A 13,557-nucleotide genomic window follows, 5' to 3' on the forward strand; every position below is an offset into this window, starting at 1 on the left:
GCAGTTTGTTTTATTATTATACACTTAACGAAATTGTGTTGGACAACCTGTAGTAATAAAATTAACGGAGTAGATACTTATCAAATGGCGATTGTTCAAATAAATAGCAAACGCTATTCATCAGATGCTTTTGCCACCTTGCCTCTTGGGGTTAATAACTGCTGCGACGTCACTTCTTTAGCCTCTCGGCAATTTGCTTGAGGGCGTATCACATCGCGTAGGTAGGCAGCAGTTTCATAAACCGCACGCCGCGAATGGCTTAAGTTTTGTGCTGGCTCCCTCCAATCACGTCTGACGGGTAAAGGGGCGTTGATAGCGGTGCTATTGATACCGTTTAGAGCGAATTGTCTACGCGCCCGCGCCATATGGTAACGGTCAGTGATAAGATAAACATGATAAAGGGGAATGCGTTTTGCGGTAAAGCGGGCATTTTCGCAGGTATTCATACTGGCATTTTCGCTGATGAGTCCATCAATACCATGCTCAATCAGCCATTGACCAAGCCAAGGCGCTTCAGCACCGCTAAGTACGATTGGTAAAGGCAGGTCGTGATAGGCTGTGGCAGCAGTACGCGCACGATTAAGACTATATTGATTAAGGATAATTTGGTTATTATTATCATTGGTCAGCCCGCCGCCTAAGACCACATAAGCGGTAGGCGGAGAGCTCATAGCCGCAGGAGGCATTTTTGGTAGTGGTAGAAGAGCCAATATATAGATCACTGCTTGAGAAAATAGCGGCGTAAATAAACTGATAAGTACTAAAATAACCGTCGTCGCACCTAGCAAAAACGTGGCATTAATAATACGAAATAGCTTCACCATGCGCTCAGCTGAGCGTAAGTAAGACCGCCACAATCGCGTCGACCATGACTGTTTAGACCACATGCTCTTTATATCCGATAGAGCCGTTAGTATTTACCCATACTGGTTCGCGCGACAATTGAATCGCAAACTTTTCATAGATCGTATCGGCAATATATTTTTGCGCAGCAGCGACATCTTGTTTGGTGGCAATATACGGCGCGTGATTGGTCAATACCAGTGCTTGTTGCTGATGGGTGACGATTGGCGCTATACCACCGCCTTTTAGGCCGGCTTGTTCTATAAGCCAACCAGCTGCCACTTTAGTCATGGCGTCCGGCATTGGATAGCCAACGATAGTAGGATAATAAGATTGTAGCGCGGTAAATTGCGCTTGAGGAATAATAGGATTTTGAAAAAAGCTGCCACAATTTGGTAAGTGTTTTGGGTCAGGCAGCTTTTGCTGACGAATCTCAATGATAGCATGCATCACATCAGCGGGCGTCGGCTTGCTGCGACCGTGCTGCGCTGCATAGTCCTGTGCAACTATTTGTACATCACCATAGCTTGCCCGCACTTTTGTCGCATCAGTATGTAATCTAAAGCCCACACGGCTGATTAGCCACGTATTCGGCTGACGTTTAAACATACTATCACGATAGTCAAACTCGCAGTCTACTGCGCTCAAATCATGCCATGTTCGGCTTGGTAAATGATAAGCACGTACAGACTGCAAGCAGTCCTCTAGCTGCATGCCATAAGCGCCGATATTTTGTATGGGAGCTGCGCCAGTCAGACCAGGTATTAGCGCAAGATTTTCAAGTCCATACCAGCCTTTAGTGACCGTATATACTACCAAGTCATGCCAGTTTTCACCTGCCATTACCTCGATATCAATATAAGCGTCTGTCTGCGCTATTACTTTTATGCCACGCATTTGTGGTCGTAAGACAATCGCATTCAGCTTTGCTGGTAATAGCACATTGCTACCGCCAGATAGTACGAATAATGGCTTGTGATGCTTTGTATCTTCTGCATAGTTCGTCATGAAAGCATCAAGCTGCACCTCATCCGTCAATATGACGACAGAATCAGCAAGACATGCCAATGCCATGGTATTACTATGTGACAAATCAGTTATTGAACGGTTTAATAAGTCCGCTGGTAAGTCATCAGTCGTTAAAGCACGTTGAGTGTGGCAATCAAGGCGTGAAGCTGAAGTCATAACGTAGCCTAATCTGACAAATAAACAAAAATCATATGATGTTTATTATAAAGGATGCTAAACATAAAGGTAGCAGAAATATAGCGCTTTATTACTAGGCAGTCTTCCAACTTTCAATCCAAGCTTGTGCACTTGATTCGATGCGTTCAATCACTTCTTCAAAAGCATCGCTATCACCAGTATATGGATCTGGCACATCGTCACCGCCGTAAGTGGGATCCTCCTCACTAAATAAAGCCAGTTTGGCTAACTTGGTATCGGTGTTGCTTATATTGTCTTTAATTGCCTGCAAATCCGCTAGGTTTTGCGCATCCATAGCTAGAATTAAATCAAAATTGTGAAAGTCATCAACACTGACTTGGCGTCCGACCAGCTTACTGATGTTATAACCGTGGGCTTTGGCATGACGCTGCGCGCGCTCATCAGGTGCGTGCCCAATATGCCAATCCCCAGTTCCTGCCGAGTCTACCTTCATTGACAGCCCTGCAATCGCTGCTTGCTGACGAAAAATCTCTTCAGCAGTTGGTGAACGGCAGATATTCCCCAAACAGACCAATAATACAGATGAGGGAGTAGATGCTTTAATTGGCATATGATGACCTTTTGTCGCAATAAAAAAACATGCTATCAAAATCAGCATTGAAGATGTGATTTATAAGCATGTTATCAAGTAAAGTAATGGATGATAGCGTAACGGTTAATGCCTTGAATGGCAAGGGTAGAGAGTAAACAAGAGAGTCAGTAGTTCATGCATAACTGCTGACTCTATTATTATTTAAAATAGTGTGATGTGCTTGCTGGTTTTACCAACATATCTAGTCTTGATTGCTTTTAAAGCGCTGCAAATCTCGGCGCTCTTTTTTATTGGGTTTGTTGTCTGGACGGGCAAGGTTGGCAAGTTTACGTTGCTCAGCATAATAGGCGCGGCGCTCTTCACTTTCTTCAGTCTCTGAATATAAAATTTCAGCCGCTGTTGCGTTACCGCGTTGCGATGTTAGTGCTTCAACAACGATTGTCTTTTCAGTCATGGCAGTGGCTGAGCCTTGACGAATCTGCAACTCATCACCAATAGTAATCTCTTTGCTGGTCTTTACGCGGCTACCTGCATAATGTACGCGGCCACTTTCAATGGCTTCTTTAGCAAGGGTGCGTGTACGATAAAAGCGCGCCGCCCATAACCATTTATCAAGCCGCATACGCGCCGTATTAGCTTGGCTATGACTGGGCTGATTATGGTTTTTATTGTGTTTACTCATTAAAACCTCATAAATATCAATCAAGTAAGATAATAATGGTGTTCTTTTTGCTAATTAAAAGGGCACTCGGCTATTATGGTTAGCAACTGTTACAGCCATTTCTGCAGCATCTTTCGTATTTAACAGCTCTAAGCCGTTTATCACACCTGCGATATTTTCTGCTGTTTTGTTTTGGCTTAATATAAACTGAGCTTGGATAGAGTCTATAGTGAGTCTAAAACCAATAATACCTCGGCACATAGCATCGATATAAGCGGTAGGCGCATCTTCCAATGACCAAAAATTCTCTGATACAATTTCTTGCTGCGCCGTCATAGTTTCTAATATCCATTTCAACGTATCAGAATCTTCAAGCATCTCAATTCTAGATTGAATATGTATGCTTTGGTAATTCCAAGTCGGAACTTCTTTTTGGGTTTTTGCTTTGCTTGGATACCAATTAGGGCTGATGTAATGACCAGTATCTTGAAAGATAATTAACCATGAACTATCTACGAGTGCATCCAAATAAATAGGGTTTTTGCGACCAAAATGACCATAAAGGTAGCGTTTTTTACTGTCAGAATCAGAGTGCTCTTCATAGAAGAATAAAGGAATATGACAAGCTTCGATGCCATTACTGGTCTGAGCAATGATAGTCGCTAAGGGCTTCGCTGCGATAAAGTCGATTATATTATCGAAATCTTCTTCACAAAAGACTGAAGGGGTGTGCATCATATTCTCTATATATCAAGTTGTTAACATCGGTTGCTAACGACAGCTTCTAACATCAGTTTTTTAATATTGTTTTCTAACTTTAGCTTCTAACAATAAGAAGCGACCACGCCTAAAAACAGAGGTCGCTTATAGTATTCCATGAGCGTTGTTATATCTATGCTGCTTTATCAACTTATGAACCTACTTTAAAAACAACTGATAGCCAATATTATCATTGAGCATGGTGCAGTCGTAACCAATATCAAGAAGGGCATCTTGCAGCTGGCGAGAGTTACTCTCAGAGGCTTGCAAGCCGACCAATACACGACCTTCAGCTGCGCCATGATTGCGATAATGGAAAAGCGTAATATTAAAATCGTCACCCAATTTTTCTAAAAAGGTCAATAAAGCGCCGGGGCGTTCTGGGAAAGTGACTTGTAATAACTGCTCGTTTTCAACATGCGCATGACCACCAATCAAATGACGGATATGTGATTTGGCAACATCATCATCCGTCAAGTCATGTGCTTCATAGCCATCAGATGCCAATTGTGTACGGATAGTTTGGCGCTCTTTATCGCCTTCTTTTAATGCGATACCGACGAAGATGGCTGCAGGTTCCATAGAGTCGGGTGACTTCTTGCTATCTGCACGGTAGTTAAACTCAGTGATATTACGTCCATGTAAGCTACGGCAGAAATTTAAGAAAGCACCCGTTTGCTCAGGAATAGTCACGCCAAAGATGGCTTCTTTTTTCTCACCAATCTCAGTGCGCTCAGCGATATAGCGCAGACGGTCGAAGTTCATATTGGCACCGCAAATGATAGCGACGCAGTTTTTACCTTGTAGATTGTGAGCTTCAATGTATTTTTTCATTCCAGCAACTGGCAACGCGCCAGCAGGCTCAACGATGCTGCGATTCTCTTCAAAGATATCTTTGACGGCAGCGCACACTTCATCGTTAGTACAAGTCACGACTTCAGGTTCGACGACAGGCCCTGATTTATCCCCTTTTTGCATACGGACGATATCAAAAGGTAGTTCACCAATCTGGGCAACTGCCACACCATCGACGAACAGGCCTACTTGCTCAAGTTTGACACGCTCGTTGGCTTCAAGCGCGGCTTTTAGACACGCTGATTGTTCAGCCTCTATAGCGATGACTTTTACATGCGGGGCAACTTCACCTAAAAATGCCGCCACGCCAGAAATAAGACCGCCGCCGCCTACTGCCACAAATACATAATCCATATTGCGCCACTGCTGGGTCAGCTCAAGTCCGATAGTACCTTGTCCGGCGATGACCAATTCATCGTCATAAGGCGGAATAAAGGTCAGACCTTCACGCTCAGCGCGATCGATGGCGTAACGGTTGGCCTCATCGAAGCTATCACCATATAAATCGACATTGCCACCAAGCGCTCTGACCGCATCTACTTTGATATCGGGAGTAGTAGTTGGCATAACGATAATATTATTAAGGGCAAGCTTACGAGCAGAGTAGGCGACGCCTTGGGCATGATTGCCTGCCGATGCACAAATGACGCCACGTGCTTTTTGCTCGTCGCTTAATTGGCTTATACGATTATAAGCGCCGCGCAATTTAAAGGACTTGACTGGCTGCAGGTCTTCACGTTTAAAACGAATATCATTAGCAAAACGTTGGGTCAGCTTGGGCGCCGTTTCAAGTGGTGTTTGAATAGCTACGTCATAGACGGTGGCTTGTAAGATGGCTCGTACCCAATGTGACAGCATAACGGTTCCTAATCTAGATGATAAATAAAGAGGTGATATATGAAGATAAAAATGAAATAGATTAGCCTATGCTGATTTTTAGCATCTTGCAAGGCGCAATTGCAATTTTCATGCGTATTTTTATAAGGCTATAGCAATTGACATAGCCTTATAAGGATTGAGTGGCACTTATAAAAAATATCAACAAAAATAAAGGGTAAATTAAAGTGGTTAGCAGGCCTACTCCGTTATAGCCATTGGTTATCGCTATCAGTTATAATAGCGGCGCATTTTACCTCTTGTACCATTTACTTTTTTTAAAACGATACGTCTATTCTGCCAAGGATTTATGATGAGTGATCAGCAAGCACAAAAGCAAGCCGCCGCCCACGCCGCACTACGCTATATTGAAGATGATATGATACTTGGCGTAGGGACCGGTAGTACGGTGAACTGTCTGATTGAGCTATTACCAACAGTAAAGCTGGCGGGCGCGGTTGCAAGCTCGCAGGTGACAGAAGATAAGTTGCGCGCGCTTGGTATCGAGATTGTTGACTTAAACTTTGCGGGTCAGCTCGATGTATATATTGATGGTGCTGATGAAGTAAACGCTCATTTGCAGTTGATTAAAGGTGGCGGCGGTGCACTCACGCGTGAAAAAATCGTTGCTGCCGCATCGAATAAATTTGTTTGTATGGTTGACGCTAGTAAAAGCGTTGAGATACTAGGACGCGAGTTTCCAGTGCCGATAGAGGTGTTGCCGCAAGCCCGTTCTTATGTCGCTAGGCAATTAGCGCGTATGGGCGGTGAGCCTGTTTACCGCGAAGGCTTTGTCACCGATTATGGCAATGTGATTTTAGATACTTATGACTTGGATGTGAGTCATCCAATAGCACTTGAGCAGCAATTAAACAATATCGTTGGTGTGGTCTGTAACGGTATTTTTGCTGCTAATCAAGCCGATGTATTGTTAAAAGCCAGCAGTAATGGGGTTGAAGTACTGACTCGTTAATAAGTGATTTATTTATCTACTGAATATTAAAAAGGCAGCGTACAATTTATGTGCGCTGCCTTTTTTACTGTCTATCACTGTATAGATAGCTGATAAAAATGTGCCTATAATTTTATTTTGTCTTTTAACAAAAATTCCATCAAAGCTTTTTGCGCATGTAAGCGGTTTTCAGCCTCATCCCAAACGACAGAACGTGGATCATCTAGCATATCATGCGATATCTCTTCGCCGCGATGCGCAGGTAAGCAGTGCATAAACACCACTTCAGGATCTGCCTTATCGAGTAGCGATGGTGTCACTTGATAAGAGGCGAAACGGCGTGCGCGCGTGTTTTGCTCAGACTCTTGCCCCATACTTGCCCACACGTCAGTGACGATTAAGTTTGAGTCTTTCGCCGCCTCTTGTACGTTTTCAACGATGCTCACGCAATGCGAAAAGCGTTTCATCAGCTCAGGGTCAGGCTCAAAACCATAAGGCGCAGCTACTCGTAACTCAAAACCAAATTGATGGGCAGCTTGCATGTAGGATGCACACATATTATTGCCATCACCGACCCAAGTCACGATTTTGTTTTCGATACTACCGCGATGCTCATAGTAAGTTTGCATATCAGCCAACAGCTGGCAGGGATGATATTCGTCCGTTAGCGCATTGATGATTGGGACGCTTGAATATTTTGCAAAAGTTTCCACTTTTTCATGACCAAAGGTTCGAATCATAATGATGTCGACCATGCTAGATATGACACGAGCAGAATCTTCTAACGGTTCACCGCGTCCAAGCTGGGTATCATTTGGTGATAAGAAAATAGCGCTACCACCGAACTGTCCCATGCCGGTCTCGAACGAGATACGCGTGCGAGTGGATGACTTCTCAAATATCATACCAAGCGTACGACCCACAAAAGGCTGATATATCTCGCCCGCGTGTTGCATCTTGCGCAATTCGCTGGCGCGTTTGATAAGGTTTTCTAGTTCTTGTTTGGTTAAATCAGATAAGGTCAAAAAATGGCGCAAGCTCATAGCAATCCTAGCAGTCGAACAAAGTCAATGAAAATGATGGGTTGTCAGCCAGTAATCATATCGCGTCAATTCATCAGTGCGCTTATACTGGAATAACAACAAACTTTTAGTATAGCGTAATTACTCTCAATGTAAATGTTGAATTTTGCGCTAATGAAAGGGTGCTAATACTAATAACTGAGACTGAGTAGCAAAATTAAAGCCATTAAGCTAGTGTGCGCTCTGGACGAGTGCTTAGTCTGCACAGCAACTCGTAACCGATGGTACCTGCATGTGATGCTACTTCATCGACATGCGGGACACTACCCCAAAGTATCACTTTACTATTTATTGCCAAATTTTTGGGTGTTGAGCTAATATCAATCACAATCATATCCATTGCGACCCTACCACGTACTGGGCATGGATAGCTTTTATTGGTTGTCGCATCGATGACAGAGACATAAGCATCTTTACTAATAATACGTGGATAGCCATCTCCATAGCCGATACTGACCAAGGCAGTTCTGGTCTCTTCTAATGCAATCCAGTGGCTACCATAGCCAATAGCGTCGCCCACTTTAATAGTTTGCAGAGCCATAATTTGTGCGCTGAAATCCATTGCTGGTTGTAAGTCTAATTCATGCGCACTTTGATCGATGACAGGCGCACTGCCATATAACATAATGCCTGGACGCACCCAGTCATGATGATGCTCTGAGAAATTAACAATACCAGCTGAATTGCACAATGAGCCTCTAATATCTGCACTGATGGTTTCTCGCAAGGTGTTAAGCATGTCATTAAAACGTTGAATCTGAATAGCGTTTAGAGGATGGTTATGGTCATCAGCATTGGCAAAATGGGTGGTCAGAATCAGCTGATAGCCAGCATCGTGCAGAGATTTTGCGGCTGTAATCAGTGTTTCTTTATTAAAACCTAGGCGATTCATACCAGTGTTATACTTTATCCAAACCACTCGTGTGGCGGTATTAATAGGCGGTATATGCGCTACCGCCCATTCTAATTGCGGCGCATGATGAATCACGCAACAGATATCGTGCTCAATCGCTTGCAGCCACTCATCAACAGTAAACGCGCCTTCGATAAGACCAATAGCTTTATCCCAGCCTAATTGTCGTGCCTCTAGCGCCTCTATCATCGTTGCGACGCCGACTCCATCTGCTTGCTGTAATGCTGGTAGGACAGCTGCCACGCCATGTCCATAAGCATTGGCTTTTACCATAGCAAGGACTTTAGAGTTTGGGGCAAGTTTTTTGACTTGGTTAAGATTATGGGTGATGGCGGCAGGTTTAATAGTGATAGTGCGCATAATCATCTTCTTTTTAGAAAAGTTATAAAACAATAAAGGTATAAAGCCAGTGATTCATCATCGGCTGATAAATCACTGGCTATTGGTATAAATTATAAGTTATTTTTTATAAATTATTAATCAATAATATTTGAGCGTTTATTTAAAGCAGGCATTATTCATCATTCTCAAAGCTGGTATTTTGATAATACTCTGGGGTTAAATTGATAAAGCGGGTAAATTGCCCTTCAAAGCCCAAACGTATGGTACCAATAGGGCCATTACGTTGTTTACCGATAATGATTTCAGCCACACCTTTGTGGTCTGAGTTCTCATTATAAACCTCATCACGATAGATAAACATAATCAAATCGGCATCCTGCTCAATCGCTCCTGATTCACGCAAATCCGACATGATAGGGCGCTTATTTGGACGATTCTCTAGACTACGGTTAAGCTGCGATAACGCAATGACGGGACATTCAAGCTCACGTGCCAGTGCTTTTAAACTACGAGAAATCTCAGATATTTCTCCAACACGGTTACCGTCTAGGCCGGGTACTTTCATTAATTGTAGATAATCGACGATGACAGCCCCAAGCTTACCATCATGGTTTTTGGCAATACGGCGGCAGCGTGAGCGCATCTCTGACGGCGGTAGGGCAGTACTATCATCAATATAAAGATGTTTGGACTGCAGATGCTGAATGGCGTTCATCATTTTTGCCCATTCATCTTCATTCATTTGCCCAGAACGCAGGTGGGTCTGATTAATCGCGCCCCAAGATGATAATAGACGCATGACGATAGATTCTGCGGGCATCTCCATTGAAAATACAACCACTGGCAAGTCTTCATTAAATAGAATTCCTTCTGCTAAGTTCATCGCAAAAGTGGTTTTACCCATAGAAGGACGGGCAGCCACAATGACTAAGTCACCTGCTTGCAGACCTTGGGTTTTATTATTGAGCTCAACGAAGGGTGTTTGCAGACCAATCATGCCATCAGGATTTGATTTTAGCTCTTGGATTTTATCGATGACATTGGTCAGTACGGCTGTAATACCAACAGGACCGCGCTGCTCTGCACGTTTATTATGTTGCTCATTGATACTAAAGATTTTACCCTCGACAGTATCCAGAATATCACTCACCGTTTGGTCTTTTGGGTTATAGGCAAGGGTCAACATGTCATTGCCAGTGGTAATCAGCTGACGTAAAGTAGAAAGTTCGCGCACGCGCTGAGCATAAGCTGTTAGGTTAAACAAGGTAGCAGGGCTTTGGCTCAAAATATCGGCTAAATAACTGTCACCGCCGGCACTTTTGAGTAGCTTTTGCGCCTCGAGCCAATCATGTACCATAACCGTATCATAAGGTTCATTAACCACGGCTAAATGGGCGATGGCATCAAAAATATACTGGTGTCGCCCCGCATAAAAATCGTCTTTGGTGACGATATCTGCGATTTTGTCGTATGCCTCTTCGATACTCATCAAAGACGCCAGCAGTGCCTTCTCAATATCAATATTATGCGGCGGTGTTTGATTGAGTAAGTCGTCGGTTTTTTCGTTGTCTGCCATGAGTGCCTAATTTTAAAAAGTCAGTTTCAAAAGTCGCGATAAAAATTATGTAATACGAGGGTTTAGCTGAGTGATGATACAACAGATAAGACGCCATGCGTCGCTATCGTAGAAGTATTAAAACATGACCTCAATGTTTAGTTGTAGATGCTACAATGAAAAGCGAAAGTTTAACACATAATACGATTTTTTCGGGTGCTATAAACGACTGTAACTCCTAGATTAGGGTTGTAATAGGTAAAGAAACCAGCTATATAATATGAATATGGATATTCGTTTTTCTACCAAAAAATACAATAAAATTAAATATTTACTAAGAATGTAAAGGTGCTATTGCTATGTCGAATATGCAAGAAATACAAGATACGCAAAAAAAATTACCGCTATTAATCACAACTGGAGAGCCTGCTGGTATTGGTATGGATGTGGTGCTGCTATTAGCACAACAAGGTAAGTTACAGGATTTTTCGCGACCTATCTGGGTAACTGCTGAAGCTGAAGCCATGCAAGCACGGGCTGATAAATTAGTCGCCGCTGGCGTGTTAACCACTTGTCCATCGTGGCAAATAATCACGGCACAAGTGAATGCTGAGGATTTTGTAGAGCAAATTGCACAGCAGACAGCTGATTTAAATCATAATAAATATACGTTTATTCTACTTGATATTCCTTGTGGCGCTCCTGTAGTCGCAGGTCATATTGATATTAATAATGCCCTAATGGTCGCTCAGCAATTAGAGATTGCTCACCAGCTGGCATCAAGTAATACTGTTGCCGCTATCGTAACGGGTCCACTACAAAAATCTGCGCTGATCGATGCAGGCATTAAACTGCTAGATGGCACCATGTTTAGTGGTCATACTGAGTTTTTTATGCAGCAAAGTGGCTGTGAAAAAGTCGTTATGATGCTTGCTAATGAAGCCATGAAAGTGGCACTCGTTACGACACACTTGGCGTTAAAAGATGTGCCTGCTGCCATCACTGCTGAGAATGTACGCCAAACGGTACAAATTGTCATCGATGATATGCGCGAGAAGTTTGACTTAATGCAGCCGCGTATATTGGTTTGCGGTCTCAATCCGCATGCTGGCGAAGGTGGGCATTTAGGTACGGAAGAAATTGATATTATTAATCCAGTATTACAAGAGTTTATAAAGGCAGGCGTAGATATCTCTGAGGCGATGCCTGCTGATACGCTATTCACTTCAAGGCATTTGGCGAATTGTGATGCGGTGATCGCTATGTATCATGATCAAGGACTGCCAGTGCTTAAATCCCATGGTTTTGGTGATACCGTTAATTTAACTTTGGGGCTACCTTATATTCGCACCTCTGTCGATCATGGCACTGCGCTTGATTTGGCAGGACGCGGCGGTGCTAGTGCTACTAGCTTGTATCAAGCATTAACCATGGCAAATGAGATGGCGGATAAATCGCTTATTAATAGACCTCTTGCATAAGTGTCGGTGCCTTGGCGAGATTTGTGACTTAGTATTAGGTAAATTTAGTGTGAATAATAGCTATTTATGAATCATTAAATACGTCCTGATATAAGTGGTTCGATTATAGCAGTCTGTTTTAAGTGGTCTGTTAATAGGTTTGGAGGGTAAAATAACTGGTTCCGTTGGGGTATACCATTTGAGAATGTCATTTTTTAAGAGCCAAGAAATCTACAAACCATTTAAATATTGAGAAACTCTTATGAATGATAAGTCAAAAATTTCAGATAACGCATCATTAAGGGAACTAGACAATGCATTTAAAATAGCAAAAACCATCTCTAAAATACCTTTAATTAAATATGTCAGCCCTCGCATTCATACTGCACTATCAGAGTTTCTTGAAACTGAGCCTCAGTTTTCTAAAGCAAAAGAAACACCTGATAAGTTTAACGAAATATTCTCAAAATTAGGATGGGTGGCTTATGAAAGCATAAGCCTAGATGTTATGGCGACAGCAGTTGATTTATATGTTGCAAAGGGCAAAGAAATTGCTGAAAATTATCTAGCTGATACCTATGATAAGGACACAATACGAATAGGTTTAATGAGTTTTTCAGGTCACAAGCATTTCAAAAAAAGGTTACGACTTCTAAAATTAGCTGAAATAGATTATTTGGAAGGTAGGTATCATGCTTGTGTGCCATTGCTGCTCAGCTTGTTGGATGGTGTGGTAGACGACACATCTGGGCATGTTGGGTTCTTTGCAAAAGAGTCTAATTTGGAAATTCGGGATTCTATAGCTGCACATGAAACTGGATTGACAGTTTTAGCTAAGATAATGACAAAAAGTGCGAAAAAAACAAATGAGAGTCCATGCAATATTCCATATAGACACGGTATATTACATGGGAAAGAACTTGCTTTCGACAATAAGATAGTCGCAGCAAAATGCTGGGCTGCATTTTTTGCTACAAGAAACTGGGCTGAAAGTTATGAAAAACTAAAAGATGAACCTGAGATAAAAGAAGAATATGGATTGAAGCAGTACCTTACTCATCGGGTAGCAATGAAAAATCTCAACGACGCTATAGCAGCTTGGCGTCCAAGAAACATGGCAGATCTTGATTATCTACCTTCTTGTGGCGGGAGTGATAGTCTGCCAGAAAACACACCCGAACATGCTGTGGCTCAACTCTTAGAATATTGGCAAAAACAGAGTTTTCAGCTTATCTGTAATATGTTTGTCTACCCTAAGAAAGCCGTACAAGCAAAAAATGATTATGGTGGAAATGCGCCTATCTCGTTTAAAGTGCTTAGCGTTGAAGATACAGCACCAGTTGTTACGAAAGTAGAAGTAGAAGTCAGCTTTCAAAAAGAAAATAGAACTATAAACGAGAAGGTCTTAATCATAACGAATTACTTAGATTCTGACGGTAATATTTTAGTACGGTCTGACCCAAACGGGAAATGGAAAGTTATGGAAGCATCGTTAGCTAG

Annotated in this window: 12 protein-coding genes; 3 read left to right on the top strand and 9 right to left on the bottom strand. The window is 42.5% G+C overall.

Features of this window, described 5'->3' with window-relative positions; translation table 11 throughout:
* Positions 1 to 113: 113 nt before the first annotated feature.
* From ACMHKH_RS10150 to ilvA, 6 genes are all read right to left on the bottom strand, one after another.
* A complete protein-coding gene (locus tag ACMHKH_RS10150) occupies positions 114 to 887 on the bottom strand; it encodes a YdcF family protein (RefSeq protein ID WP_413520519.1) in 774 nt (257 codons plus the stop codon).
* Positions 877 to 1,917 carry a UDP-N-acetylmuramate dehydrogenase gene (murB, locus tag ACMHKH_RS10155; protein WP_413520532.1) on the bottom strand — a complete coding sequence of 347 codons (1,041 nt, stop codon included), beginning with the start codon at positions 1,915 to 1,917 and terminating at the stop codon, positions 877 to 879. Before murB ends, ACMHKH_RS10150 begins: the two co-directional genes overlap by 11 nt.
* A gap of 205 nt (positions 1,918 to 2,122) precedes the next feature.
* Positions 2,123 to 2,620 carry a low molecular weight protein-tyrosine-phosphatase gene (locus ACMHKH_RS10160; protein WP_413520520.1) on the bottom strand — a complete coding sequence of 166 codons (498 nt, stop codon included), beginning with the start codon at positions 2,618 to 2,620 and terminating at the stop codon, positions 2,123 to 2,125.
* Between the two features lie 223 nt (positions 2,621 to 2,843).
* Positions 2,844 to 3,284 (bottom strand): RNA-binding S4 domain-containing protein, encoded by a 441-nt coding sequence (locus ACMHKH_RS10165; RefSeq protein WP_413520521.1) that lies wholly within the window; start codon positions 3,282 to 3,284, stop codon positions 2,844 to 2,846.
* Positions 3,285 to 3,338: 54 nt separating this feature from the next.
* Positions 3,339 to 3,998, bottom strand: a complete 660-nt coding sequence (locus ACMHKH_RS10170; protein ID WP_413520522.1) for an FMN-binding negative transcriptional regulator — start codon at positions 3,996 to 3,998, stop codon at positions 3,339 to 3,341.
* A gap of 183 nt (positions 3,999 to 4,181) precedes the next feature.
* On the bottom strand, positions 4,182 to 5,735 hold the full coding sequence (gene ilvA, locus ACMHKH_RS10175; RefSeq protein WP_413520523.1) for a threonine ammonia-lyase, biosynthetic: 1,554 nt from the start codon (positions 5,733 to 5,735) through the stop codon (positions 4,182 to 4,184).
* Positions 5,736 to 6,066: 331 nt separating this feature from the next.
* On the opposite strand from ilvA, the gene rpiA reads away from it, so the two are divergent.
* On the top strand, positions 6,067 to 6,726 hold the full coding sequence (rpiA, locus tag ACMHKH_RS10180) for a ribose-5-phosphate isomerase RpiA (RefSeq protein WP_413520524.1): 660 nt from the start codon (positions 6,067 to 6,069) through the stop codon (positions 6,724 to 6,726).
* A gap of 104 nt (positions 6,727 to 6,830) precedes the next feature.
* Here the strand turns inward: rpiA and argF are convergent, their stop codons facing one another.
* The 3 genes from argF to dnaB all read right to left on the bottom strand — a co-directional run bounded on the left by argF (position 6,831) and on the right by dnaB (position 10,618).
* Complete coding sequence (argF, locus tag ACMHKH_RS10185) at positions 6,831 to 7,748, bottom strand: ornithine carbamoyltransferase (protein ID WP_413520525.1); 918 nt, start codon at positions 7,746 to 7,748, stop codon at positions 6,831 to 6,833.
* A gap of 205 nt (positions 7,749 to 7,953) precedes the next feature.
* Positions 7,954 to 9,060, bottom strand: a complete 1,107-nt coding sequence (alr, locus tag ACMHKH_RS10190) for an alanine racemase (protein WP_413520526.1) — start codon at positions 9,058 to 9,060, stop codon at positions 7,954 to 7,956.
* Positions 9,061 to 9,214: 154 nt separating this feature from the next.
* Complete coding sequence (gene dnaB / locus ACMHKH_RS10195) at positions 9,215 to 10,618, bottom strand: replicative DNA helicase (protein WP_413520527.1); 1,404 nt, start codon at positions 10,616 to 10,618, stop codon at positions 9,215 to 9,217.
* 338 nt (positions 10,619 to 10,956) lie between these two features.
* Between dnaB and pdxA the strand changes: the two genes are divergently transcribed.
* Positions 10,957 to 12,078, top strand: a complete 1,122-nt coding sequence (gene pdxA, locus ACMHKH_RS10200; protein WP_413520528.1) for a 4-hydroxythreonine-4-phosphate dehydrogenase PdxA — start codon at positions 10,957 to 10,959, stop codon at positions 12,076 to 12,078.
* Between the two features lie 241 nt (positions 12,079 to 12,319).
* Positions 12,320 to 13,557, top strand: a 1,238-nt coding sequence (locus tag ACMHKH_RS10205) for a hypothetical protein (protein ID WP_413520529.1), incomplete at its 3' end; no start/stop codon positions are given.

It is taken from the genome of Psychrobacter glacincola (assembly GCF_965118485.1).
GTDB classification, from domain to species: Bacteria; Pseudomonadota; Gammaproteobacteria; order Pseudomonadales; family Moraxellaceae; genus Psychrobacter; species Psychrobacter glacincola_D.